General features: G+C 43.6%; 25 protein-coding genes. 9 read left to right on the top strand and 16 right to left on the bottom strand.

Annotation, left to right across the window (positions count from 1 at the left end; all coding sequences use genetic code 11):
- The first annotated feature begins 54 nt into the window (after window positions 1-54).
- The 4 genes from CW735_RS18620 to CW735_RS18600 all read left to right on the top strand — a co-directional run bounded on the left by CW735_RS18620 (window position 55) and on the right by CW735_RS18600 (window position 2,720).
- Entirely contained in the window at window positions 55-333 is a 279-nt protein-coding gene (locus CW735_RS18620) for a type II toxin-antitoxin system RelE/ParE family toxin (protein ID WP_071981396.1), read from the top strand.
- Window positions 333-626, top strand: a complete 294-nt coding sequence (locus CW735_RS18615; RefSeq protein WP_032095616.1) for a HigA family addiction module antitoxin — start codon at window positions 333-335, stop codon at window positions 624-626. The genes CW735_RS18620 and CW735_RS18615 overlap by 1 nt, the downstream gene beginning before the upstream one ends.
- 119 nt (window positions 627-745) lie before the next feature.
- Window positions 746-1,066 carry an energy transducer TonB gene (locus CW735_RS18610; RefSeq protein WP_071980948.1) on the top strand — a complete coding sequence of 107 codons (321 nt, stop codon included), beginning with the start codon at window positions 746-748 and terminating at the stop codon, window positions 1,064-1,066.
- 601 nt (window positions 1,067-1,667) lie between these two features.
- Window positions 1,668-2,720, top strand: a complete 1,053-nt coding sequence (locus CW735_RS18600; RefSeq protein WP_071980946.1) for a hypothetical protein — start codon at window positions 1,668-1,670, stop codon at window positions 2,718-2,720.
- A 453-nt stretch (window positions 2,721-3,173) separates the two neighbouring features.
- Here CW735_RS18600 and CW735_RS18595 read toward each other — a convergent pair whose 3' ends face one another.
- The 7 genes from CW735_RS18595 to prmA all read right to left on the bottom strand — a co-directional run bounded on the left by CW735_RS18595 (window position 3,174) and on the right by prmA (window position 11,162).
- Window positions 3,174-4,133 (bottom strand): ion transporter, encoded by a 960-nt coding sequence (locus CW735_RS18595; RefSeq protein ID WP_071980945.1) that lies wholly within the window; start codon window positions 4,131-4,133, stop codon window positions 3,174-3,176.
- 163 nt (window positions 4,134-4,296) lie between these two features.
- Window positions 4,297-5,586, bottom strand: coding sequence for a phosphoribosylamine--glycine ligase (gene purD / locus CW735_RS18590; protein WP_100973086.1), 1,290 nt, complete (start codon window positions 5,584-5,586; stop codon window positions 4,297-4,299).
- Between the two features lie 31 nt (window positions 5,587-5,617).
- Window positions 5,618-6,430, bottom strand: coding sequence for a class I SAM-dependent methyltransferase (locus CW735_RS18585; RefSeq protein WP_071980943.1), 813 nt, complete (start codon window positions 6,428-6,430; stop codon window positions 5,618-5,620).
- A gap of 453 nt (window positions 6,431-6,883) precedes the next feature.
- On the bottom strand, window positions 6,884-8,482 hold the full coding sequence (gene purH / locus CW735_RS18580; protein ID WP_071981395.1) for a bifunctional phosphoribosylaminoimidazolecarboxamide formyltransferase/IMP cyclohydrolase: 1,599 nt from the start codon (window positions 8,480-8,482) through the stop codon (window positions 6,884-6,886).
- 82 nt (window positions 8,483-8,564) lie between these two features.
- Window positions 8,565-8,858 (bottom strand): DNA-binding transcriptional regulator Fis, encoded by a 294-nt coding sequence (fis, locus tag CW735_RS18575; RefSeq protein ID WP_012520109.1) that lies wholly within the window; start codon window positions 8,856-8,858, stop codon window positions 8,565-8,567.
- A gap of 30 nt (window positions 8,859-8,888) precedes the next feature.
- A complete protein-coding gene (gene dusB / locus CW735_RS18570; protein ID WP_071981394.1) occupies window positions 8,889-9,887 on the bottom strand; it encodes a tRNA dihydrouridine synthase DusB in 999 nt (332 codons plus the stop codon).
- A 396-nt stretch (window positions 9,888-10,283) separates the two neighbouring features.
- Window positions 10,284-11,162: a 50S ribosomal protein L11 methyltransferase gene (prmA, locus tag CW735_RS18565; RefSeq protein ID WP_071980942.1), complete on the bottom strand. Its 879-nt coding sequence runs from the start codon at window positions 11,160-11,162 to the stop codon at window positions 10,284-10,286.
- A gap of 250 nt (window positions 11,163-11,412) precedes the next feature.
- On the opposite strand from prmA, the gene CW735_RS18560 reads away from it, so the two are divergent.
- Both CW735_RS18560 and CW735_RS18555 read left to right on the top strand, forming a co-directional pair.
- Window positions 11,413-12,201, top strand: a complete 789-nt coding sequence (locus CW735_RS18560) for a substrate-binding periplasmic protein (RefSeq protein ID WP_071980941.1) — start codon at window positions 11,413-11,415, stop codon at window positions 12,199-12,201.
- Between the two features lie 289 nt (window positions 12,202-12,490).
- A complete protein-coding gene (locus CW735_RS18555; protein ID WP_071980940.1) occupies window positions 12,491-14,107 on the top strand; it encodes an amidase in 1,617 nt (538 codons plus the stop codon).
- A 268-nt stretch (window positions 14,108-14,375) separates the two neighbouring features.
- Here CW735_RS18555 and CW735_RS18550 read toward each other — a convergent pair whose 3' ends face one another.
- From CW735_RS18550 to CW735_RS18540, 3 genes are all read right to left on the bottom strand, one after another.
- A complete protein-coding gene (locus tag CW735_RS18550) occupies window positions 14,376-14,669 on the bottom strand; it encodes a high-potential iron-sulfur protein (protein WP_071980939.1) in 294 nt (97 codons plus the stop codon).
- 218 nt (window positions 14,670-14,887) lie between these two features.
- Window positions 14,888-15,526, bottom strand: a complete 639-nt coding sequence (locus tag CW735_RS18545; protein WP_071980938.1) for a flavin reductase family protein — start codon at window positions 15,524-15,526, stop codon at window positions 14,888-14,890.
- Entirely contained in the window at window positions 15,519-15,710 is a 192-nt protein-coding gene (locus CW735_RS18540; RefSeq protein WP_071980937.1) for a CPXCG motif-containing cysteine-rich protein, read from the bottom strand. The genes CW735_RS18545 and CW735_RS18540 overlap by 8 nt, the downstream gene beginning before the upstream one ends.
- Window positions 15,711-15,885: 175 nt before the next feature.
- Here CW735_RS18540 and CW735_RS18535 point away from each other — a divergent pair, with 175 nt between their 5' ends.
- From CW735_RS18535 to CW735_RS18525, 3 genes are all read left to right on the top strand, one after another.
- Window positions 15,886-16,176, top strand: coding sequence for an HNH endonuclease (locus CW735_RS18535; protein WP_198520984.1), 291 nt, complete (start codon window positions 15,886-15,888; stop codon window positions 16,174-16,176).
- Between the two features lie 51 nt (window positions 16,177-16,227).
- A complete protein-coding gene (locus CW735_RS18530) occupies window positions 16,228-18,378 on the top strand; it encodes an exonuclease domain-containing protein (RefSeq protein WP_100973084.1) in 2,151 nt (716 codons plus the stop codon).
- 66 nt (window positions 18,379-18,444) lie between these two features.
- On the top strand, window positions 18,445-18,705 hold the full coding sequence (locus CW735_RS18525) for a TIGR03643 family protein (protein WP_071980934.1): 261 nt from the start codon (window positions 18,445-18,447) through the stop codon (window positions 18,703-18,705).
- A gap of 13 nt (window positions 18,706-18,718) precedes the next feature.
- Here CW735_RS18525 and CW735_RS18520 read toward each other — a convergent pair whose 3' ends face one another.
- The 6 genes from CW735_RS18520 to CW735_RS18495 form a co-directional block, all read right to left on the bottom strand.
- Complete coding sequence (locus tag CW735_RS18520) at window positions 18,719-19,150, bottom strand: hypothetical protein (protein WP_071980933.1); 432 nt, start codon at window positions 19,148-19,150, stop codon at window positions 18,719-18,721.
- 508 nt (window positions 19,151-19,658) lie between these two features.
- Window positions 19,659-20,693, bottom strand: a complete 1,035-nt coding sequence (locus CW735_RS18515) for an IS110 family transposase (RefSeq protein WP_100970746.1) — start codon at window positions 20,691-20,693, stop codon at window positions 19,659-19,661.
- 415 nt (window positions 20,694-21,108) lie between these two features.
- Entirely contained in the window at window positions 21,109-22,452 is a 1,344-nt protein-coding gene (accC, locus tag CW735_RS18510) for an acetyl-CoA carboxylase biotin carboxylase subunit (RefSeq protein ID WP_100973083.1), read from the bottom strand.
- Between the two features lie 14 nt (window positions 22,453-22,466).
- Window positions 22,467-22,928 carry an acetyl-CoA carboxylase biotin carboxyl carrier protein gene (gene accB, locus CW735_RS18505; protein WP_071980931.1) on the bottom strand — a complete coding sequence of 154 codons (462 nt, stop codon included), beginning with the start codon at window positions 22,926-22,928 and terminating at the stop codon, window positions 22,467-22,469.
- A 14-nt stretch (window positions 22,929-22,942) separates the two neighbouring features.
- Window positions 22,943-23,383, bottom strand: coding sequence for a type II 3-dehydroquinate dehydratase (gene aroQ, locus CW735_RS18500; RefSeq protein WP_071980930.1), 441 nt, complete (start codon window positions 23,381-23,383; stop codon window positions 22,943-22,945).
- 285 nt (window positions 23,384-23,668) lie between these two features.
- Window positions 23,669-24,520, bottom strand: a complete 852-nt coding sequence (locus tag CW735_RS18495; protein WP_232230522.1) for a M23 family metallopeptidase — start codon at window positions 24,518-24,520, stop codon at window positions 23,669-23,671.
- Between the last annotated feature and the right edge of the window lie 46 nt (window positions 24,521-24,566).

Here is a 24,566-nt window from a genome sequence, read left to right as displayed (position 1 = left end):
TTGGAAGTTAGGCGTCAAGTTGCACCGCGTTGCGCAATGCGCTACACTCGTGCCGTGATTAAGTCATTTAAACATAAAGGCCTGAAGCTCTTTTTCGAAAAAGGGAAAACCTCAGGCATACAAACTAAGCATGCGAAAAAACTTCGTATGCAGTTAGCAGCAATTCATACCGCACAAAATATTGATGACATTAATCTACCTGGCTTTTCTCTCCATCAACTCAAGGGAGAAAGATCTAACATTTGGTCAATATCAGTTAACGGTAATTGGAGAGTAACTTTTGAGTTCACGGATGGTAATGCTTACATCTTAAATTACGAGGATTATCACTAATGAATATGCATAACCCACCACATCCAGGTGAATTTATTGAGTCTATTTACATGGAGCCACATGGTATAAGCTGCAGAACACTCGCTACCCATCTTGGTGTTGCAGCTTCAACATTAAATCGTGTCGTAAAGGGTAAAAGTGCAGTAACGCCAGAAATGGCCTTAAGGCTATCAAAAGTATTGGGACGCAGCCCAGAAAGTTGGCTTAGCATGCAAGACAACTATGAACTTTGGCAAGCGAAACAAAACATTAACTTGGATAATGTGCAGCCAATAGATCTGCATGCCGCCTAACAAAAAATAAAATCACTCGCTGTCGCTCGTTGAGACGCTAACACGCAGGGCCGCTTCGCTATTATGCCCTACGTGCCATCGCCCCTTATTTAAAAGTTAACTTTCAAGGAGGATTATTCATGTTTAAGGTTGTCATTTTCTTTGCTTTATTAATGTCTGCAGGGATATGTACCGCAGATAGTTTAGATGAATCAAAAAAAGCAGATTTATTGAAAGCGCCGACATCTGAAAGATGGGTGGATCTATCTTTTGACATCACTGAGCTTGGTGATGTCGCTAATATTAAGGTAATAAAATCTACTCATCAGGGAATGTTGGATAAAGCAGCTATAAAAGCTCTAGGAAAATGGAAGTATAAACCTAAGGTTGTAGACGGAGTTGCAGTGGTTCAAAAAGATATGAAGGTTAGGTTGGAATTTGATATTGAAAATGAAAGTTAACAAGGAAATTTAAGCAAACATTCCCAAGAGCGGGCAACGCCGCTTAATTTGGTGTTATGTTATTGAAAGGAATCGTTAAAATGAATAGAAAATTAGCCTTATTTTGCTGCATGCTCGCGGTTACTCAGTATCTTACCGGTACGTTGATTTACAACTTTTCGGGATTAGCGATAAACTCCTTCAGATTTACGGCTGTATCTTATTCGGCGCTTACAGTCATCTACCTTCCGTTTCTCATATACCAAGCATTTAAATTAAGTTTTGCTAGCTTTTCAGCTCTAGCGCTCACATCTACAGTTTCTATTTTTCTCGGGCACGTTGCGTCATTTATCATTACCGGAAGCTTGATGACATTAACCAATTACATGTTTGACTATGCTTTAGTCATAGTATTGAGTATCTTCGTTTTGTGGCTATATCGTGCTTTGCGTAAAATATGAAAAAAAATTATGACACTCGCTAGTGAAAAGTTAACAGGTAAATTCATAGCCGCGATTTAAAAACCTTAGGAGAGTATTAGAATGGATGATCTTATGAGTAAAACAGAAAAGAGTAGTAGTCAGCACCAGTATACTAACGTGAGTGTGCTAACGGAGTATTTATGCGCATAACCCAAGCTCTTCTTCTTTCTTCTTTAATGTTTTTAAATGCTTGTGGTTCAAATAGCGACCCAGAGACCCTCGTAGATGACGGCACGGAAAGCAATAATAATGGTAGTCAAACTTCCCCTGAAATAGTCGAAGTTAATGTGGATTTTGTGGACTCCTATTGGTTGCCAGGGGGAAGAACCTATGTTTCTTACCAAGACTCTCTAGCAATAAGCCACAATGCAGGAATTAGTCTTTTGGATATCGGCAGCTCCGGATTGGTAGAGACAGAAGTGCAAATTACTGCTTCTCTTGCAAATAATTTAGCGGCGCTGACAAATGACCGACTTGGAATATTAGGTCTAAATTCTGTGAGTATTCAAAGTTTAGAGGGGAGCCTATTAGATACTGTGTATTCTACTCAACCATCACCCAATTTAAGTGCAACGATATTTGCGTCTTATGGAAATTGCGTTTATTGGGTAGACAGAGGAACTTCTGGCGAGTCTCCTGATACGCTTAAGGAATTGTGTATTAGTGAGGAAAGCGGGAGTACCGAAGTAGAAAGATATCAAACGAGCAACTACATAGATAACATCTTTCCACTTCAAAGCGGTGAGTTTGTTGTATTCGAAGGATTATCAGGAAACAGATATATCAAATTGTTTAACTCTGAATTTGAACTGAAAGACGAGTATTCTACGACTGAAGAGATTTATGGCAGTGATATCGAGTACAGAGATGGTTTCATCTTTTTTACCGGATTTTCATCTGTGTGGAAAATGAGTGTCGACTCGAATGGTTTAGGAGAACCAGTAATTTTCCAAGAACCAGCTAGTCCATCGGTAGTAAATGCAATCAACAGGATCTCTGTCCACAATGAAGGTGTTTTTATCGCTAACAGCAACTTCATATACTTTTATCGACTTTCAAATGACGAAATCCAGAATACATATAAGATTGATGTAGTAGACACAGTTGAAGGGGTATTTGTCTATCAAGATTTTTTGATCGTATCTCATGAAAATAATGTTGGTATAAAAATTTATAAGATTAGTGATTTTTAAACTTAAATAGACACACATTGCAACTAACAGCTAAAGCTTAGAACAAAGGCGTTCAAGCATAATTTTGCGCAGTAAGATGTGCTACTTTAATGCGTAATTTCTGACATTTTTTGTATAGCGGTGAGCCAGTGAGATATTGAGAATACACAGATGTGTTTGGTTCTCTCCACCTTTCGTTTGCAGATGAATGACGTGAGGATACTAGTGTTATAGTGGAGGGGGAACCTGTGCTTAATAGCCGCCGGGCGCTGACTCTGCCCCTGATGCGTTGCAGACCTAATCACAGGAAAGCGAAGGTCCGCTGTTTGTCTCAATCGGCCTTTCAGGTGGTAACTAAATCAATAAATGAAGGTGTCAAATCAGATATGAGCCATTGCGTCTTAAGCTGCGTCTAAAGCCATCTTTAGCTGTCTAATCAATGAATGAGTCAATCAATTAAAAGCCCAGCGCCTTTCATTCATCTTTCGACTTACCGTTGTGATGGTGTCGCAGCAAGCGAATGATAAGGCGTGCTTCTTCTTCGTCTAAATCAAGTAAACCTCGTACTCGTTCAATGTGATGTATGTCATGTTCACTGAGCACACCATCATCTAGTGCACTTCGAACAGTGTCTTTGAACCGGTCTCGTTTAAGCTGCATCTTTCCTGTATAGCTTGAAGATAAAATGCCCGCAGGTAAGGCGTAAAAGCAAATACCCATTACGGTAATAAAACCACCAAATATCTTACCTAGCGAAGTGATGGGAACTGCATCACCATAGCCCACCGTGGTTAAAGTCACCAAAGCCCACCAAAGCGAGGCGGGAATGCTGCTAAATACCTCGGGCTGGGCGTTGTGTTCAATGTAGTAAATGCAGGTGGCAGCAATTACGGTAAATAGCATTAGTACACTTAGCGCAGCGACAAGCGAATGGGCTTCGCTACGCACTACGTCTACCAGAGTTTGGATGGAGCGAGAGTAGCGTCCTATCTTCAATATTCTTAACACTCTGAAAACCCGTAAAATGCGTAGGTCGAGCATAAAGAACATACTGAGGAAAAACGGCAGAATAGCCATCAGATCGATAATCGCCATTGGGCTTTTTATGTAGTGCCAGCGCTTTTGCCAAGGCGCCCAGCTTTTTGCAGAGCCAATGTGGTGAGTGGTTTTGTCACTCAAATTAGGGTTTTCGGCACTGCTATAAACACGCAGCACGTACTCTGCGCTGAACAAAATAACCGAAACAATTTCAATAGTGTGCAGTTTTGTTAGCCAAGCCTGAGATATGTTGGGAAGTGTTTCGATCATCATCGCAGCAATATTGACAGTAATAATGACAACTAAAAAGAAATCGAAAAGACGACTAGCCTTTTTAAAATGAGCGGCTTCAGAGGCTGGCGCGAGTATGTGATAGCAGGCTTGTTGCAATGTCATTATTAGTTAACTTAGTGAATGCTATATCATCATTCATTGTAGCGAGAAACCAGATGATTGAAATAGATAAAGAAAAAGCGAATTAGCTTTTACTAATTCGCTTTATTGACTTACTTTCAAGGCACAACCTTATTTGGTGGCCTCATTTAATTCAAAGGTTGGGTTAAGCTTTCGCTTCTCTTGCTATCGCTCGATGAGCTATATCAGTACGATAGTAAACGTCTTTGAATTGAATAGTATTTAGCAACTCGTAGGCTTTTTGCTGTGCTTCGGTCACACTGTTGCCAAGTGCTGTTGCACAAAGCACACGACCACCAGCGGTTACTACTTTGCCGTCGCTAAGTGCCGTACCGGCATGAAACACTTTGCCGTCTAGCTTGTCTGCTTCGTCAAAGCCAGTAATCTCGTCACCTTTCTCATAGCTACCTGGGTAACCGCCTGCAGCAAGCACAACACCTACTGACGCACGAGGGTCAAACTCGATAGTTTGCGTGTCTAACTCTCCTTTACAGGCTGCTAGGCAAAGAGGAACAATATCTGACTGCAAACGCAGCATAATGGGCTGTGTTTCTGGGTCGCCAAATCGACAGTTATATTCAATCACTTTTGGCGTGCCGTCAGCCATAATCATCAGGCCAGCATATAGAAAGCCCACGTAGTCATTTCCTTCAGCCGCCATGCCATTGACTGTTGGCATAATAACTTCGTTCATAACACGGTCGTGAATAGCTTGAGTGACAACTGGAGCAGGAGAATATGCGCCCATACCGCCCGTGTTTGGACCTTTGTCGCCGTCAGCAGCACGTTTGTGATCTTGACTGGTCGCAAATGGCAGCACATTTTTTCCATCTACCATAACGATAAACGACGCTTCTTCACCATCTAAGAACTCTTCAATTACCACGCGGCTACCTGCTTCGCCAAAAGCGTTACCTGCTAACATATCACGAATGGCAGCTTCGGCGTCTTCAAGAGTCATGGCAACAATAACGCCTTTCCCTGCTGCTAAACCGTCGGCTTTTACTACGATAGGCGCGCCTTTTTCGCGTACGTAGGCAATGGCTGGGTCAATTTCAGTGAAATTCTGATATTCCGCAGTGGGTATATTGTGACGAGCAAGAAAATCTTTGGTAAACGCTTTTGACCCTTCAAGCTGTGCTGCAGCTTGTGTAGGGCCGAAAATAGTTAAGCCTTCATTAGTAAACGTATCAACGACACCTGCCACTAGCGGAGCTTCCGGACCAACAATGGTAAGTTCAACGTCGTTACCTCTCGCAAAAGAAACGAGACCTGCGATGTCGCTTACATCAATAGGTACATTCTCCAGCTTAGGCTCTGTTGCCGTGCCTGCATTTCCAGGCGCGACAAAAACTGTTGAAACTTCAGAAGACTGCGCTGCTTTAAATGCTAGCGCGTGTTCGCGACCACCGCCGCCAATGACAAGTACGTTCATTCACTATTCCGTTTATGCTTTAAGTTGTAAATTAATTAGGCTTTTTAAATTTAAGCGTCATGCGATTACTCTCGCCAATGGCAAGGTATTTATCGCGGTCTTGATCTTCTAATGCCAATCTTGGAGGAAGTGTCCACACGCCTTTAGGGTGGTCGGCATTATCCATAGCGTTGGCATTAATATCGCTGCTTGCTTCTAGCATGAAGCCCGCTTTTTCAGCAGCCGCAACAACATACGAGCGCTTCATGTAGCCGCTAGATGTCATTACCGCATCGTCGGCACTTTCTGGTAATTCGTGTTCAACCACACCTAAAACACCACCAGGCTTGAGTGCTTTAAAGAAGGCACCAAAAGCATTATCGATACCTGTATCACCCTCTCGCATATACCAGTTATGTACATTGCGGAAAGTCAGCACCATGTCAGCACTTCCAGCGTCAATAATATCAAGGGCTTTGGTTGGGTGGAATGCGGTTACTGCTGCACCTTCATATTTTCCACCTGCTTGGGTTTTTTCTTTGAAAGCGGCTAGGGCTTTTTTGTAGTAATCGTTGGTCGATTCATCAACGTAGAAGTGTGCGGCAACATATTTTCCGCTGTCTTTTACAACGGGGTATAAAATATCCGTATACCAACCACCACCTGGCGAAATTTCAACTACCGTCATCTCAGGCTTCAGGCCAAAGAAACGGAGGGTTTGCTGTGGTTTACGGTATTCATCTCTGGCTTTGGCGTCTGAGGTACGCAGTTCGCTTTTTACGGCGTCTGAAATGGCATCGGCAGACGCATAGCACGCAGACATGCCAAGCGTTGCAGCTAACATTAGTTGGGCTAACTTTTTCATTATTATTTCCTTTTCTGTCTAGGGTATTTATTCGGTGCAGCTTTGCCTAAAGCATCGCATCACCCAAAGTATGGTGTATTTCAGCCTATGCTTTTTACTACACAACTGAATAGCTAAACAACTGATAGCTAAATACGACAACCACTGGGTTAATAGTATTACTACAAACTACCATAAGTAAGATCAAGCCTATCAGTTAACCGTAACACGCTTTTGATACCTAGCAGAATAATTCGGCCCTTTATCGTTTTCACTTTGAGCTTGGCTACGGCCTTATACCTCCGGTAAATGAACCTGAGATATACAAACTAGCGCTGCCTTATAGATGCAAAGGCCAGAAGGCAAAAGCTAAAAAGGGTAAATAATAAACTTAAAGCCTCTGCGACAAAACCGCCGCAGAGGCGCCCCCTTGGATGGGATACTTTCTTTTTTGGTCTGTTGACCAATAGCCGCTTAATGGCGGAAGTGGCGCATGCCTGTAAACACCATCGCAATTCCGTGTTCGTCAGCTGCGTCAATCACCTCTTGGTCACGCATTGAGCCACCAGGCTGGATAACAGCCTTAATGCCCGCTTCTGCAGCTGCATCAATACCATCACGGAATGGGAAGAATGCGTCAGAGGCCATTACTGAGCCGGCTACCTCTAGGTTTTCGTCGGCAGCTTTAATACCCGCAATTTTCGCAGAGTACACGCGGCTCATTTGCCCTGCGCCAACGCCTATAGTCATGCCATCTTTGCAATACACAATGGCATTAGACTTAACGTATTTGGCTACTTTCCAGCAGAACATAAGGTCGCGAAGCTGCTCTTCAGAAGGCTTAACCTTGGTGACTACTGTTAAATCTTCTCTCTCAACCATTCCGAAGTCGCGCTCTTGAACTAGCAGGCCACCGTTAACGCGTTTAAAGTCGTAACCTTCGGTCAACTGACCAGTCCAGTCGCCACATGCTAGAAGGCGTACGTTCTTCTTCGCACTGACTACTTCTTTCGCTTCGTCGCTAACGGTTGGAGCAATAATCACTTCAACGAACTGACGATCTACAATAGCCTGCGCTGTTTTAGCATCGAGTTCGCGGTTAAAAGCAATAATACCGCCGAACGCTGAGGTGGGGTCGGTTTTGAACGCGCGTTCGTAGGCACTCAAAATGTCGTCGCCAATGGCAACACCGCAAGGATTAGCGTGTTTTACAATAACGCACGCCGGTTCGTCGAATTCTTTTACGCACTCTAGTGCTGAGTCGGTATCGGCAATATTATTAAACGATAGCTCTTTACCCTGCAGCTGTTCAGCAGTGGCAACAGAAGCTTCTTGAATTGTATTTTCAACGTAAAATGCGGCATTTTGGTGGCTGTTTTCACCATAGCGCAAGTCTTGCTTTTTGCTCATTTGAACGTTGAAAGTGCGTGGGAATTCACTGTGCTGGTGGTCGCAGTCTTCTTCGCACTCTGTACTATCTAAGCGAGCACCAAAGTAGTTAGCAATCATGCCGTCATATTCAGCAGTATGCTCGAAAGCCTTTATAGCAAGGTCAAAACGAGTCTGATACTTTAATGAACCATCATTGGCGTTCATTTCTGCTAAAACATTGTCGTAATCTGCTGCATTAACCACAATAGTCACGTCTTTGTGGTTTTTTGCTGCCGCACGCACCATTGTAGGCCCGCCAATATCGATGTTCTCGATGGCATCTTCTAAAGTGCAATCTTCATTGGCCACAGTAGCTGCGAACGGGTAGAGGTTAACTACCACTAAGTCGATAGGCGCAATGTTGTTTTCTTCCATTACTGCTTCATCAACGCCGCGGCGAGCAAGTATGCCGCCGTGTACTTTCGGGTGAAGGGTTTTTACTCGGCCAGCCATAATTTCAGGGTGACCTGTGTGATCAGACACTTCCTTCACAGGAAGGCCTGCTTCAGCGAGAAGTTTAGCGGTACCGCCAGTCGACAAAAGCTCAACGCCAGCGTTATGCAGCGCTTTTGCGAAATCGACAATACCTGTTTTATCAGAGACACTTAAAAGAGCACGTTTGATTGGTTTTGGTGTTTGCATAAATGTAGTAGCTTCAAAGTTGTAGTGTTGAAACAAAAAGAGCACCGTATGGTGCTCTTTACTGGGCAAAGCCCTTAAAATCTTAGTTCATGCCGTATTGCTTTAGCTTTTTGCGAAGTGTGCCACGGTTGATGCCCATCATGATAGCCGCGCGAGTTTGGTTGCCGCGGGTATAAGTCATGACTTCCTCTAGCAGTGGAGCTTCCACTTCAGCGAGTACCATTTCGTACAAGTTATCGATGTTTGCGTTGTCTAGTTGCTTAAGGTACTTATTTACCGCTTGCTTAACAGAATCGCGCAAAGGCTTTTGAGCCTGCGTTTGTGAAGGCGTAGTTACGGTAGTAGTAAAAGGTGAAGTCACGTTTTGATCGAACATAATACTGTGTTGCTCTTTAGTTAGTCATCACTATGCTGCCGGAGAAATCTGTCGGTTTTCTCGAGTCTGCAGCGCTTGAAAATATGCATTTAGTGCATCGAGTTGCTCATTCGCATCTTCGATAGCGTTAAACGATTTACGAAACTGACGATCCGTATCATGTTCCGAGAGATACCAGCCCACGTGCTTCCGGGCTATTCTCACGCCTGCTGCCTCTCCATAAAAATCTTGTACGTTAGCGACGTGCTCGTGCAAAATTTCATATTGTTGAGACAGCGGTGGTGGTGCTATGGTTTCGCCCGTTTCAAGATAATGTTGAATTTGATTAAAAATCCAAGGTTTACCCTGCGCGCCGCGACCAATCATAACGCCATCTGCACCTGTGTAATTCAGTACCTCTTGTGCCTTTTGTGCAGAAGCAATGTCACCATTTGCAATAACCGGTATTGAAATTGCCGCCTTAATCTGGCGTATGGTGTCGTACTCTGCCTCTCCTTTATACATACATGCTCTTGTTCTACCGTGAACGGCGAGCGATTGTATGCCGTTTTGCTCTGCAATGCGGGCAATCTCTACCCCATTGCGATTTTCTGGATTCCAGCCGGTGCGTATTTTAAGTGTTACAGGAACATCAACAGCGTTTACTACCGCTTTAATGATACTTTCCACTGTGTCTGGGTACTGAAGCAATGCTGAACCTGCAAGCTTCTTGTTCACCTTCTTTGCAGGGCAACCCATATTGATGTCGATGATTTGCGCACCATTATCAACATTGAACTGCGCTGCCTGTGCCATAAGCTCAGGATCGGCACCCGCTATCTGTACAGAGCGAACTCCTTCTTCACCCTCATGGTTCATTCGCGCTTGTGATTTTGCGGTATTCCAAACTTTCGGATTACTCGACAACATCTCTGACACAACAAGACCTGCGCCTAAACGCTTGCACAATTGCCGAAACGGTCGGTCAGTTACGCCAGCCATGGGAGCTAACATCAAATTGTTATCTAACTTGTATGGTCCAATTTGCAAAGTATGTCGCATAGGTTTTTGCATAAGTTAACGCGAAGCTCACCATCTATAATTGCACAGAAATTATACACCCGGCCAAAACGGGGCGCTAAGTGTACGTGTTTTCGCAATGCTTGAAAAGGCTAAAAATCACACAAAATTTCACTAAACGGTATTGACAGCAAAAAAAATCTGTATTGTTAGTAATCTAACGTGAAAATGTTGGTGAAATTTTGTGCTTAAGACTTGAAAGCCACGATTTAAAAGGGATGTAATGTGAAAAAATTTAACAATTACACCCTTTTTTTATTGTTTGAACGGTTGTGCAACACTGGAAAAGACAACTTATAGCTGAAAAAGTATGCGGGTTCAGTGAACAATAAAGATCACGGATGGTGTCTTATTGAGTGCGCGGCACTAATGCTTACGCCCTGATACTCTTGCCCATTCACCGTCTATTGCACTGGGGTCTAGTGAAATATCCTTGGCATAGGCACTTTCAATAGTTTCCACTTGTTCAGTTAAAATACCCGACAGCACAAGCAGGCCGTCAGGTTTGCAATACCCTGTAATGACTTCTCTTAATTCGAGAAGGGGGCCGGAGAGTATATTGGCAACGACTACTTCAGCTTCTAGTGTTGGTTGATTTTCTGGCAAAAAAACGTCCAAACGATCTTCAACATCGTTTCGACGGGCATTTTCTTGCGTGGCTTGTAAGGCCTGTGGATCGATATCAATGCCGATAACACGCTTAGCACCTAGTTTTAATGCAGCTAGAGCTAGAATGCCGGAGCCGCAGCCAAAATCTACCACGGTTTTGCCTGCCATATCGATGCCATCTAGCCAGCGAAGGCACAATGCGGTAGTGGGGTGAGTACCTGTTCCAAAGGCAAGGCCAGGGTCTAGCATCACATTAACGGCATTCGGATCAGGGACGTCACGCCAGCTTGGGCAAATCCATAGTCGCTCGCCGAATTGCATAGGATGAAAGTTGTCCATCCACTCCCGTTCCCAGTCTTTGTCTTCTAATGGTTCGAGCTTGTATTTGAAGTCTGGGCCTAATATTTTTGCTTTGGCTAGTCGAGCTAAAATACGTTTCATATCGGCGTCGGCTTCAAACAAACCCACCACTTGGGTGTCTGGCCAAAGCAGCACTTCGCCGGGCTTGGGTTCGTACATAGGCGTATCTTTCGCATCTACATAGGTAACCGCTTGTGAGCCATTTGCACTTAGCATATCGCCAATTGCATCTGCATACTCTGAGGTAGTATTAATTCGTAGTTGTAACCAAGCCATAGTGATTGTTCATTAACGTGTTTACCACTATTGTACCTCTCACCTCAATTAAACGAAATCGACTGGGAAATAAAAATACCTGTCGTGCATAGTTAATTGGGTAAAAAGCCTCTTCGCGAAGCAAACCCTATAGTTTTGTTAATTTCGCTAAAATGTCATGCTTAAAAATTAACCTTTTGTCGACTACCAACAATTCATAAAGGTTGTATCATTCCAACTAGTCCACCTTGTAAATGAGAATCACTAACATATGCGAACATTCCTTTTAGCTTTTAACCTCTTATTGATGTGTTTTAATGCGCATTCTCGCGAATTAGAGGTGGCAATTGGGTGGGATAAGCCTCCGTATGTCGTGGCTGCGAATGATAGTGGATTCGAAGTAGAGTTAATTCGTGCGATTGTGAATGACATGGGTTATGAGTTTAAGCCGTTGTATTTGCCTTTTGGTAGAACTGCAAAAGTGCTCAATCAAGGCGCAGTGGATATTGGCCTAACAATGACTGACTCTCATGATGTCTCCCAAGACATACTCTCTAGCCCTTACATTGTGTATCAAAACGTTGCAATTACCCGTGCAGATAGAAAACTTGATCTCGACAGTGTTGACGCATTAAAAACGAGGAGCGTTGTGGCTTTTCAAACGGCAACATCGGTATTAGGTGAAGAGTTCCACCACATTTTTGCAGCCCACCCCACATATCTTGAAATGGCGAAACAAGAACGCCAAGTAGACATGCTAATGCTAGGAAGCGTTGATGTTGCTGTAATGGACAGAAATATCTTTTCTTATTTTAAGAATCAAGACGATAGATATAAAAACGACGATGTTGTTTTTCACGAACTGTTTCCAGTTTCCACTTATCGAGCGGGAATTCCAGACAAGGCACTGCGTGAATCGTTTAATCACAGCTTGTCTTTGTTTATCAAAAGCGGTCGCTACCAAGCATTGTTAGAAAAATACGGGCTCGAATGGAGCGGCTTAAACGGTTTGTTCGCCTATGCCTCAAACGAAACTGCGGATATTTCTTACTTGAAGTAGCGTCCACTAAAGACTGTGAACCGCTCAATTAGCCACGAAGCGGCCGATAAGTAAGACTAGTTTCTGTTGCTTTAGATGCTTTTATTACAAAATCAAAGCGGCAAGTCTATTTTCCAACTCATCCTCAGTTAACAGCCCGCCTGCTCTTGTTATTTTCATTACATATGAACTATTTTTGCTGCATAGTATAAAAAGTACCTGATGCTTTAAAAAAATACACCGCTGATTGCTCGTAGGGCCTGTCGCCTTAGTGAGCCTCTGCGGCCATGTGCCATAAAAGGGAAAAATAATGATAAAGAAGTGGTATCTACTCATTTTTGTCGCGCTATGCGGCGCTTGTACAACAACAAGTAAACAGCAAAACATGGCGTTGGAGTGGCTGGATAAACCGGCTCACGTCCAAGCCGCTGCTATTCAATCTGGCGAACTATCGTCATACGACTTGGTATCAGGCTACTTAGCTCGCATTGAGCGCCTAGATACTGATGCAAACAGTATTCTTGCTATAAATAGCCAAGCCCTTGAGCAGGCTAAGCGCATAGATGCAAAGATTGAAACTGGCGAAAACGTTGGCGCGCTGGCTGGTATTCCAGTGTTATTAAAAGACAATATTGAAACGAGCGAGATGGTAACTACCGCGGGCTCAATGGCACTACTAAATAATATGACGGAGCGCGACGCGCCTATTGTTGCCAAGCTAAAAGCATCAGATGCCATCATTCTAGGTAAAACCAATTTGTCAGAGTGGGCGAACTTTCGATCGGAGTCATCCATTAGTGGGTGGAGTGCTGTAGGTGGGTTAACTCGTAATCCACATTTATTATCAAGAAGCGCCTGTGGTTCTTCATCAGGTTCGGGTGCCGCTATGGCTCTTCGCCTATCTTCTTTAGCGGTGGGAACAGAAACCAATGGTTCAATTATCTGCCCGTCATCTATGAACGGCGTGGTTGGTTTCAAGCCAACGGTGGGAATGCTCTCGCGTACTCACATTGTTCCTATCTCGTTTAGCCAAGATACTGCAGGGCCGATGACCAATAGTGTGCAAGATGCATGGTTAATGGCTTCTATCATGGCCGGCTCGGATGCCAAAGACAGCGCAACAAAAGCCGCCGATGATCATGTGATTAAAACGCCGAAGGCATCGCTAATTGCCACAGATTTGAAGGGGATTCGTGTGGGGGTAGTTCGTTACCGCCAGGGTGACAATCCACACGTGTTAGAGGCTTACGAAAATGCACTGAACAGTTTGAAGAATGCCGGTGCTACCTTGGTAGACATCGAAGATTTTGAGCAGCCAGATAGCTTTTGGGCCGATTCTTACAATGTGTTACTGGCAGAATTTCATGCGTCGATAAATGAGTACCTCGCTGATTCGCCGGCAGATATCCCTGCACGAGACTTGGCCTCTCTTATTGAGTTTAATAAGGGCGATGACCGTGAGTTGGTTTTGTTCAATCAAGATATTTTTGAAAAATCATTAGAAGCAGCCTCTATAGAAAGTGAAGAGTACAAGTCGGCGCTAGCCCTTATTCAACAAACTGCGGGAGCGAATGGTATCGACACGCTCATGAAACAGCACAACGTAGATGTGTTGGTGTCTCCCTCTAACAGCCCTTCCTTTCTAATTGATGGTGTTTACGGCGATCATTCACCAGGAGGGTTTATCGGTATTGGATATCTCGCTGCTGTAGCTGGATACCCTCATTTAACCGTGCCGGCTGGAGAGGTGAAGCATCTCCCTGTGGGATTAAGTTTTATTGCGGGTAAATGGATGGATGAGAAAGTGCTAAGGATTGGCAGCGTGTTTGAAGCTAAACACGGGTTTACTATTACGCCGGGCCTCTTACCATCAAGACTAGATGCGCCAGAGTTAAAACCTCTTACTGATGGCGTTGTGTCTAAATAAGGTGTGTATCTAAGTAAGATGCTTAAACGAAGCATTTGAATGACGCTTTTCAGTGAGCGTTAGAACTTAATAACAACGCTATTTAGGACGGGTCAAAGGTAATAAAAAAGGGCTCAAACAAATCATTGTTTGGGCCCTTTTATTTTGACCTATAGCTTGTGTTTTTAGCTTTTATCGTAGCCTTATATATTAACGCTAGCGCGCTTTAACATTGCTGTTGTTTGTATAAGCAATCAACTAGGCTAACGTTAGACCAAAGCGTTGACAATTAGCCAGGTTTTTTAACCCATGCACTACACCAGCCGTCAGCATTAACCAGTTTTCCTGGGAAAATGTTACAAGGGCGATACTGCTCACCATCTGCGCCTTGAACATACATACAATTGCTGCACTTCGAGCCTTCAACTGTTGAAGACGGCGTGTAATTTAGCGCTTTAGCGGTAGCGTCGTCTGCGCTTAGCTGCTCTTGCGCTTGAGCGCGCAGTGCCACGCCACCTAACGTTAACCCTATTAGAGTAGAGCCCGTAAGCTTCATAAAGTCACGGCGATTAACAGATTTCATAACATTCTCCCAATGAGATAGAAACGATAATGATTCTTTTTTATTCAGTGCCTTAAACGCAAAAAACCTGCCCAAAGAGAGCAGGTTTTTTGACTTCATACTTAATACTAACTCTTTTTGAGTAAAGATCGACAAAATTTATGTGAATTGCATTATTTACCGATTAATAAATATTCATAAAGTGTGGGGCTGCTATTAAATATAAGACCGCAAACTTGTTAAGAAGTTTTCTTCCTATCAAGTTTTACATGCGGTTTCGCATAAGCGAACTGCGCCAGTCTTTGGCTTTTATGATAACTATCTAACCCAGAAATTGAAGCAGTGCTTAGTGCTTCTATATCTAAATAACCGTCTTCATGCAGCGCATGTTTATCAAACATAACTTCTTGTATTTCACCAATAACCATTTCGGTTTTGTTTAGTAGCGTAAAATGCTGCGCTACCTTCAGACCAATTTTTACCTCACTTTCCTTAACGTAAGGCGCGGGAAGTCCATCACTGAAAAACGGTGTAAGCCCTACTGCGTCAAATTCACTTTCGTTTTGTTCGTAACGCGCTGACGTTTGATGGGCCTTATCAATCCAATCGGTATGAACATGGTTAAGCGTGTAATAACCCTGCTGTTTTATATTGTCTAATGAATCGCGTTGTACAGTATGTGGGCGCATTATCATGCCTAGCAGAGGCGGATTAGCACCGACGTGTACTACCGAACTAATGATGGCCAAATTGTTGGTTTTACCATCTGAGCTGCCAAGCAGAACAGCAGACTTAAAGCCAGATAAGCTATTGATAAGGTTGGCTCTATAACGCTGCTCTAATTCATCTAAATCGTCGCGGGTCATGCGATCAGTCATTTTCTCTTTCTGCCTCTATAGAAAGTTCGTCACCATGCTGAAAAACTCTAAGCTCAATGGGCTGGCAGCAAACTTGACAATCAAGAACCTGAATTTGCCCCACATCGTTCATTTCGTCAATTTCAACATCGTTCGGTGCCATGCAGTATGGGCAGGAAAATCCCATCGCGCGTGTCAAACTCATAATTATCTTCACTATTTAAAATTTGTAACCATAGTTACGGGTATTTTCTTTTGCTGGATTGATTTTACTTCTCAATATGCACGCTTGTGATCACAACGTTATTTTATCGGTATAAGTTAAGACGAATTGTCTGAACAATATATATAGGACTAGTATATTTATATGGGTGCTTTTTGTGGCAAATACCGTTGGCATCTGTCCGTGTTGTAAGCGAAAAACACGGCTCACCTTTCATCATCTTATCCCGAAGAAAATGCATCGACGTCCGTTTTTCAAAAAAAACTATACCAAGGCGCAGCTGCAAGAGGGCGTGTATATCTGTCGACAGTGCCACAGTGGTATTCATCGCTTCTATGATGAAATGATGCTGGCAAAACGGCTTTCAACATTGCAGTTGCTGCTAGCTGACGAGCAGCTCGCCACATTTTTCAATTGGGTTGCGAAACAGCGAGTAAAGGTTGATTAATGGTGCTGTATAAATATACACTACCGCAAGAATGACTGAACAACTGGCCGTATGCGAAAAGATCTTCCCCCACGCTATTATCTTACTCACTTTCACGAGTTCCTTCGCTTTTTCGAGGGGGCGAGTGCAACATTGCTTTCAGATAGTGCTGCAAAATTTATTCATCGCTTTAAAGCGTTAAACGAAGATAAGCAGTGCATTATAGTGCGTGCCGCAAATCGCAAGTATGCCATTATTGATAGAACGCAATTTAATTATGCTGAAATTAATTCGCCTCAAGCGTATATCGATGCGCTTATAGAAGACGGCTGGTTTGGTGACATAACTCATGCGTCGCTGAACGATATCTCAGGAGTTCTTACTAAAGATGCCATTATAACGTTATTGGCAGAGTATGGCAGTACACAAGGGTTGGCGTCGTTGACCAAGCCCAAACTGGTTACGCTTCTTGATAATGAGATACGCGCTAACGGATGGCCAAGCCGCTTTTCAATTGATAGCAACTCAATTGAAAACTACTTAGTGTGCCTTTTTGATGACTCCTTACGCTTTTTATTGTTTCTTTATTTCGGCAATACAAAAAGCCGGTTAAACCAATTTTCCATGCGAGATTTAGGCGTCATGCGCACGCGTTCAGACTCAGTAACCGATGTCGCGCGGTTTGAAACTAAAGCAGATACCGAAGCAGCATGGTTTTACGCAAATCATTATACGGAGTTAGGTTATTACGACCGCGAGGCGCTGTTAGCCTTAGCAAACGAGGATTTCCCAACAACAGAAGGCGTATCTGCTGGCTTTTACCGCGACCAGTTACTTTATGCTTTGGGGCTTAAGTTACTTGATGAAGACAAGCAGAAAGGCCTGCATATACTTAGCTTAGCTGAGAGCGACAAAGCAAAAGAAAAGTGGATAAGAGAGAGTTATAAAGTTGGAAACACTGATGACGTTAAAGTGATACTGGAAGGCATTATCGACAACCCGCAATCAGATACATTGCTGGCTTTCGCAGAAGATTTCTATGCGAGAAAATTCAATAAAAAACGCACGAGTTCAGTCACCGATATGTTGCGCAGTGCCAGTAGAGAGCTGGCAATAGATGTGAGTCAAAATCAGCAGGTTGAAAGAGGCGTACTAGCGCATTACGCACGGCATGGAATACAAGGTTGGCGCACAGAAAACCGATTGTGGCGCAGCATTTTCGGCCTAACGTTTTGGTCTCAACTGTACGAAGAAGATACGTTGGTAACTGAATTTGACCGAAGACCACTGTCGTTAAAGCAAAACAACTTTTATGCAAAGTTTAAAACTAGCATTGAAGGGCTACTTTCTTCATTAGATTCAAAGGAAAAGCTGCTTTTTCATATCCAAAAAATGGCCACAACTCATTATGGGAAAGTGAACAGTTTGTTTATGTGGTCTAGTCGATTACTAGAGCCCATTGAAGCACTGCTGCAGTACGGTGAATTACAAAGTATTCAGAACGTGCTTAGAATGATGAGTCGAGATTTTCAAAACCTGAGAGATGGTTTTCCCGATATTATGGTTTACGACAACGGCTTGCGGTTTGAGGAAATAAAAGCCCCTGGAGATCAATTGCGACGAAACCAGCTGGTGTCTATTCAGCGTTTGCAACAGGCCGGGTTTGATGTGGCTGTAACAACAGTAAACTGGGTACGCGACCCTGAGCAGCCCTATGTCGTTGTGGATATAGAAACCACAGGGGGAAACAACAGCTACAATCGCATTACCGAAATTGGAATGGTGAAGCTTATTGCCGGCGAGGAAGTAGACCGTTATCAAACCTTGATAAACCCACAGCGCCGTATTCCTGCAAACATTACGCGGCTGACCGGTATTTCAGATGATATGGTGGAAGATGCGCCAATTTTTGCAGACATTGCCAGTGAAATAGCTGCGTTTACCGAAGACGCTGTATTTGTAGCTCACAATGTGAATTTTGACTATGGCTTTATAAAGCAAGAGTTTGCGCGTTTAGAACAGCCCTTTCGCCGCCCTAAAATGTGTACGGTAAGAGAAATGCGGCGTACTTATCCAGGGTTGCCTTCTTACTCACTTGCCAATCTAACCAAGCATTTTTATATCTCTATGGAGCGTCATCACCGTGCCCTTTCTGATGCAAAAGCTGCAGCCGAATTACTTAAATTAGCTTTTGAAAAAGATGATAGAGAAAACGCCCTATAAAATTTGAACGAAGACGGTAAAATTTCGTATCAACAGCGGTAAACAGTCTGCAACGAGAGAATAGCTATGTTAGATGAAGAACAGCAGTCGAGAGTTATAGAGATGGCGTGGGAAGATAGAACGCCGTTTGAGGCTATCGAACGTTTGTACGGTCTACCTGAAAAAGAAGTCATTAAGCTTATGCGTAAAAACTTAAAACAAAAAACGTTTAAGAACTGGCGCGCAAGGGTGTCTGGCCGCAAAACTAAACATGCTAGTTTGCGCCCAGAAGGTGTGGATCGAGGATACTGCCCGTCTCAGTACAAAGTAAAAAGCGCCAACAAATAATGCGCTATTGGCGCTACTTGTCTACCGTGCTAACGGGGAGTAAAAAGGCCATAAGTTGCTGGCGAAAAGGGCTAGGAAAAACAAGGGTATTGCCAGATTCATTAATTTGTTTGGCTTGAGTAACTTTTTCTAAAAAGGCTGCGTAAGACGCACTGTTTTGTTCTACGTCCTCCACGCGTTGCATGACGCTTTCAATATATTCAGAAGCAGATAAATCGCAATTACTTTTAAGCTCTGCTGCTAGCGATTTAAGCACGTAAGTTTCCCACTCTTTGCGGTAGCTATCATGAAGCCTCTCAGGATAAACAGTGAGGTCGTCGATGTCTTGCTTAAGGTCTACGATGTCGAGGGGGTCATCATATAAAACGCGAAGCGCGAGAAGGACATCGTCAGATAATCTTGAAATAGGAAGCTTTTCTTTGAGCTGTGTATAACGACTTTGCATAGACTGCCTTAGAGGTTATTGACTGTTTTTTAAATTTGTTCCTTTATGAAATTTCTTTTCCTTGCAATAACTCGAGTCTAAAGAACTCAATTCACTTATTAAAGGTTGTGAGGTTAAAAATAAGTAATTTAATATATATGAACTTCACTAAAATACGGGGCGTATTGACTGATGCACTGTTATAGTGTGTACGCGTTTTTGCTGTTTGGCCCACCGTTTGGTGGGCCTTTTTTTTGGGTGGCGTTTGTGGAGCGGAATTACATAGCCCAGAGGTTGCTGACAACATGCGGACATAAAAATGTATGGTCCGCCTCGTTATTGCAATGATTAATTTCGATAACGGGGTTGGTTATGCGCTAATGTATTCGGAGTCTGTTTAGGCGCTTTCGCAACCCGCTCCACGATGAGATCCGCGCTGGATTATCCTCAAAAAACCGAAAGCTTCTGAGAGCTGTTTTTTATGTCAGGTTTTAATCCAGTGGTTCTACCGTTTTCGTCATCATATTTATCATTGCAAACCCGGTGCTAACGCTTTGCTGTTGAATGCTTTTTTTGTTTTCATCACTGCCCATGCTATTCGGGCCAGTTTGTTGGCCAGGGCAACGGTTACAACATTGAATGGCTTGGTGGCGCGTAAATTTATCAACCACTCGCCATAAATCTTTCCGGTCTTATCCGGCCTGGACATAACCGCCCTGGCGGCATGGATAAACAAGGTTCGGAGTTCTTTGTTACCCCGCTTGCTTATCCCCAGTAATTTGGGTTTACCGCCAGTTGAGTACTGCGCTGGAACTAACCCTAACCATGCAGCCATGTTTCTTCCGTTTTTAAAATCCGTAGCGCTACTGATGTTGGCAATACAAAGGCTGGCGGTCATATCGCCAATACCTGGGATGGTTTTAAGAAGCTGCCCTATCGGGTTTGTATCAACCAGTTGCTTTAGCTTTTTATCTTGTCTCTCAATGTTCCTGTTAAGGAGCAGGTAATATTCGTGCAGCTCCATGAGCTCTTCCATAAGTAACCCTGGCAAGACCTGCCGCTGCTGTGAAAGCCAGTTAAACAGTTGCTTCATTACGCTATGGCCTGTTGGAAGTGCAATGCCAAACTCCAGCAGTAAGGAGCCTATACGGGACATGCAGGCTGTTCTGTCTTTGACATAACCATGCCTTGCTTTATGAATAGCTGAAATGACCTGGGCTTCTTCTGATTTGACGCTGACAAACCGCATTTTCGGTCTTATTGATGCTTCGCATATGGCCTCTGCATCAATAAAATCATTCTTATTGCTTTTAACGAAAGGTTTTACGTATTGTGGCGGGATTAGTTTGACCGTATGCCCCATCAACTCACACTGCCTGCCAAGCCAGTGCGCACCGCCACAAGCTTCGAAAGCAATTGTGCATGGCGTTAATTGATGAAGATAGTGAATGAGTGCCGAGCGGGAAAATTTTTTGCGAATGATTTGATTATCTGAATAGTCGCGGCCTATCACGTGAAAAGATGATTTGCCTAAATCGATTCCAAGAACTTTAATAGTAGACATGATGGTTCGCCTCTTTGATTGCCTAACTCTAAGATTAGCTTAGAGGTGAGGCGGACCATCTAATTAAGCCGATGCATAGCATCGGCGTAAGCGGAGATTAACTCCATAAGGTAATTCACACATGAAAAAAACAATGACGTGGGAGACGTCTTTCAATGCAGAAAAGTATACTCATGGTAATCAAACATAAAAATCAGTAAAAATTGATTGTTGTAATCGCAAAATGCGAATCAATGCAGTGATACTGTCTTTCTTTATCCTACATTGTGCAGAAGTGTAGTTTCAGAGACTTTAAGAAAGCCGGTTTAAGCGGGTCACTTTAGATTTAGATTACAGTTTTAAGCAATTATAGAAAAGAGGGGGAAAAACGTAAAATTGGGCTGCACCAACATTGCGATACAGCCCAAAGGGGGGATTAGTTTAAGCCCAGTTTCTTTTCGAGGTAGTGAATATTAGTACCACCCGCGAAGAAGTTTTCATCGGCCATAATCCGTCTTTGTAGTGGAATATTAGTTTTAATACCGTCAACCACAATCTCTTCCAAAGCATGGCGCATGCGCGCGATGGCCTCGTCACGGCTTTCGCCGTAGGCAATTAGCTTACCAATCATCGAGTCATAAAAAGGAGGAACTGTATAGCCAGCATAAATATGCGACTCCCAGCGGATCCCTAAACCACCTGGCGCATGAAACATATTAATGAGTCCAGGGCTTGGGATGAAGGTTTCTGGATCTTCAGCATTGATACGACACTCGATTGCATGCCCGCGAATTTGTATTTGAGACTGGTCGATAGACAGCGGCTGACCTGCTGCTATGCGAAGCTGCTCTTTTATCAAATCAACGCCAGTAATCATTTCTGACACAGGGTGCTCTACCTGAATACGGGTGTTCATTTCAATAAAATAGAATTCGCCGTTTTCATATAGGAATTCGAATGTACCAGCGCCTCGATAATTGATTTCAATACAGGCTCTGCGACAACGGTCGCCTATTTTTGCACGCATTTGCTCTGAAATACCTGGTGCAGGTGCTTCTTCTACCACTTTCTGATGGCGGCGCTGCATTGAACAGTCGCGCTCACCTAAGTGAATAGCATTGCCCTGTCCGTCAGCAAGCACTTGAATTTCAACGTGACGAGGGTTTTCTAGGAACTTTTCCATGTAAACCGTCGGGTTACCAAACGCTGAACCAGCCTCTGCCTGTGTGGTTTGAATTGCTTTTACCAGTTCGCTTTCGCTGCGCACAACACGCATACCACGACCGCCGCCGCCACCAGCAGCTTTAACAATAATTGGATATCCAATGCGCTTTGCTATGGCTTTGTTGCGCTCTTCGTCGTCAGTTAACGGGCCATCTGAACCTGGTACGCAAGGAACGCCGGCTTTCTTCATAGCGTTAATAGCAGATACTTTATCACCCATTAGGTTAATGGTTTCCGCTGTAGGTCCAATAAAGATAAAACCGCTTTTTTCTACCGCTTCGGCGAAGTCTGCATTTTCTGCTAAAAAACCATAGCCAGGGTGGATTGCTATGGAGTTTGTAACTTCTGCTGCTGCAATAATACGCGGAATATTAAGATAGCTCTCGGTCGCAGATGCTTTACCGATACAAATAGATTCGTCGGCAAGCAACACGTGCTTTAAATTTCTGTCCGCAGTGGAATGCACAGCTACGGTTTTAATGCCCAATTCTTTACAGGCTCTTAAAATTCGCAGGGCAATTTCACCACGGTTGGCAATAAGTACTTTATCTAGCATTGTGAATTGCTCACTTATTCGATGATGAACATTGGCTGGTCAAATTCAACCGGATCTTGGTTCTCTACTAAAATTGCTTTTACAACGCCGGCTTTGTCAGACTCAATTTGGTTCATCATTTTCATAGCTTCAACAATACATAAAGTATCGCCTACTTTAACCTGCTGTCCTACTTCAGCAAATGCTTTAGAAGTAGGTGATGAAGCACGATAGAAAGTACCAACCATAGGCGATTTAACTACATGGCCTTCAGGTGCAGCTGGTTCAGAAGGTGCAGCGACTTCAGGTGCCGCAGGCGCTTGGGCTGGAGCTTGCTGTGGTGCAGCGGGAGCTGCAAAGCTATAGTTTACCGGCGCTTGAACACCAGTTGGACCACGGTGAATTCGTACCGACTCTTCACCTTCAGTAATTTCTAGCTCAGCTACACCAGATTCTTCAACTAGCTCGATGAGTTTCTTTATCTTTCTAATATCCATGTTCTTTCTCTGCGTTATTTTTGCGATTTCGGTAAATTGACTGCTGCAGTTAGCGCAAGCGAATAACCCATAGGGCCAAGACCAACAATGACGCCAGCTGCAACATCAGAAAAATAGGAGTGGTGACGAAAAGGTTCACGGGCGTGAACATTCGACAAATGAACTTCAATAAACGGAATACTTACACTGAGCAACGCGTCGCGAATGGCAATGCTTGTGTGTGTAAAAGCAGCGGGATTAATAATGATGGCATCTGTGTTGCCCATAGCGCTGTGAATACGCTCAATGAGCGCATGTTCAGCGTTAGACTGAAAATGCGTTAGCGTAACGTCGCTAGACGCAGCCTGAGCCTGCAAATCATCTACGATGTTCTGCAGCGTCTGCGTACCATACTTGTCGGGCTCTCGTTGACCTAACATATTTAAGTTAGGGCCATTCAATAACAAAATATTCATCTAATTTGCTGCTATCTTCGGGTAATTGACACGGTATTTGTCATTTCAACAAATTTCCGTTTCAGTTGCACGAAAAAAAGCCAATAGTTCGATCCGTTTCGTGATTTATAGTGTGATTATAGAGATAGAGAAAGATTTAGCAGCAAAATACTGGTCTAATCAGGTGTTTTAGGCGCAAAGTTTTTGCTACAGGCTGTCATTCGCAGCATTGCTTTTTGTTAATGAAATGTTGTGTGGAAACGAGCGGATGGTGTGCCATGCCTGGCATAGAGCGTTATATTGCTTTTATTCTATGTCTACGTTCACCGGTTTCATTTTAAAAGGAACGCTTTCATAGCGACCGTGATATTTCGCAACGTAAACACCGAAATGTAAGTGGGGTACAGATGAAAACCCAGTATTTCCTGTGTATCCGATGAGTTGTCCTACCTGGATGCGCTGGCCTCGTGCTACCGCAACACCGTTATGCATCAGGTGATAGTATTCACCGGTAGTGCCATCGCTGTGCAAGATAGCAATATAGTTGGCATACTTTGCAAACTCTGGTGTAGGTCCGCCTTTTCTGCCACTGCTCTTTGTATCAATAACAATTCCCCCACGAGCTGCGAGAATGGGGGTGCCTTTTTTTGCCCCGAAGTCGAGAGCATATTTTGATGCACCAAAGTGACTAAAGCTGCCGTTCACGCCCTGTACAACAGGATAATTTTCTAGCGGCTGCAGGGGCGGTGCGTATGAATAATTATTGTTATGAGATGCATTAATGTCTCCCACGGTCCATTTAACCCGCATGTTTGACCAAAAACGTGAGGGTGATGAAGTTTCACCTAGTTCAATAGTACTGTCATCGAACAAAAATGCGTTTGCATGGGCCATGCGCCCTAGTTCAGGAGAATAAAGCGTAACGGCAACTGGTAGGTTTAGATGTCTTTTTATACCTATGCGATAGGTGCGGTTCTGCTGACCGGTTCCTTTATTGCTTTCACTAAGCACAATGCAAAAGCGTCGTTCGTCAAAACAGCCCTCAAGCTGCAAAGGCTTCATTTGCTGAGCTGCAAGCTTTAGCGGCAATGCTGCTATTGCGCACGCAAAGGCTAAGATCAGCGAAATGATCGTGGTTCTGCTCAGTGTGTTAATCAAAACCTTAAATCCAACAACTGACATTTAATATATAAGCGAGCAATCA

The organism is Alteromonas sp. MB-3u-76, from assembly GCF_002831605.1.
Classification (GTDB): domain Bacteria; phylum Pseudomonadota; class Gammaproteobacteria; order Enterobacterales; family Alteromonadaceae; genus Alteromonas; species Alteromonas hispanica.
This window is presented reverse-complemented; position numbering and strand designations above follow the sequence as displayed.

Excerpts from the sequence above, each read along its gene's own strand:
- CW735_RS18615 (WP_032095616.1), top strand. The coding sequence starts at position 333 with ATGAATATGCATAACCCACCACATCCAGGTGAATTTATTGAGTCTATT.
- CW735_RS18610 (WP_071980948.1), top strand. The coding sequence starts at position 746 with ATGTTTAAGGTTGTCATTTTCTTTGCTTTATTAATGTCTGCAGGGATA.
- CW735_RS18600 (WP_071980946.1), top strand. The coding sequence starts at position 1,668 with ATGCGCATAACCCAAGCTCTTCTTCTTTCTTCTTTAATGTTTTTAAAT.
- CW735_RS18595 (WP_071980945.1), bottom strand. The coding sequence starts at position 4,133 with ATGACATTGCAACAAGCCTGCTATCACATACTCGCGCCAGCCTCTGAA.
- purD (WP_100973086.1), bottom strand. The coding sequence starts at position 5,586 with ATGAACGTACTTGTCATTGGCGGCGGTGGTCGCGAACACGCGCTAGCA.
- CW735_RS18585 (WP_071980943.1), bottom strand. The coding sequence starts at position 6,430 with ATGAAAAAGTTAGCCCAACTAATGTTAGCTGCAACGCTTGGCATGTCT.
- purH (WP_071981395.1), bottom strand. The coding sequence starts at position 8,482 with ATGCAAACACCAAAACCAATCAAACGTGCTCTTTTAAGTGTCTCTGAT.
- fis (WP_012520109.1), bottom strand. The coding sequence starts at position 8,858 with ATGTTCGATCAAAACGTGACTTCACCTTTTACTACTACCGTAACTACG.
- prmA (WP_071980942.1), bottom strand. The coding sequence starts at position 11,162 with ATGGCTTGGTTACAACTACGAATTAATACTACCTCAGAGTATGCAGAT.
- CW735_RS18560 (WP_071980941.1), top strand. The coding sequence starts at position 11,413 with ATGCGAACATTCCTTTTAGCTTTTAACCTCTTATTGATGTGTTTTAAT.
- CW735_RS18555 (WP_071980940.1), top strand. The coding sequence starts at position 12,491 with ATGATAAAGAAGTGGTATCTACTCATTTTTGTCGCGCTATGCGGCGCT.
- CW735_RS18550 (WP_071980939.1), bottom strand. The coding sequence starts at position 14,669 with ATGAAATCTGTTAATCGCCGTGACTTTATGAAGCTTACGGGCTCTACT.
- CW735_RS18545 (WP_071980938.1), bottom strand. The coding sequence starts at position 15,526 with ATGACTGATCGCATGACCCGCGACGATTTAGATGAATTAGAGCAGCGT.
- CW735_RS18540 (WP_071980937.1), bottom strand. The coding sequence starts at position 15,710 with ATGAGTTTGACACGCGCGATGGGATTTTCCTGCCCATACTGCATGGCA.
- CW735_RS18530 (WP_100973084.1), top strand. The coding sequence starts at position 16,228 with ATGCGAAAAGATCTTCCCCCACGCTATTATCTTACTCACTTTCACGAG.
- CW735_RS18525 (WP_071980934.1), top strand. The coding sequence starts at position 18,445 with ATGTTAGATGAAGAACAGCAGTCGAGAGTTATAGAGATGGCGTGGGAA.
- CW735_RS18520 (WP_071980933.1), bottom strand. The coding sequence starts at position 19,150 with ATGCAAAGTCGTTATACACAGCTCAAAGAAAAGCTTCCTATTTCAAGA.
- CW735_RS18515 (WP_100970746.1), bottom strand. The coding sequence starts at position 20,693 with ATGTCTACTATTAAAGTTCTTGGAATCGATTTAGGCAAATCATCTTTT.
- accC (WP_100973083.1), bottom strand. The coding sequence starts at position 22,452 with ATGCTAGATAAAGTACTTATTGCCAACCGTGGTGAAATTGCCCTGCGA.
- accB (WP_071980931.1), bottom strand. The coding sequence starts at position 22,928 with ATGGATATTAGAAAGATAAAGAAACTCATCGAGCTAGTTGAAGAATCT.
- aroQ (WP_071980930.1), bottom strand. The coding sequence starts at position 23,383 with ATGAATATTTTGTTATTGAATGGCCCTAACTTAAATATGTTAGGTCAA.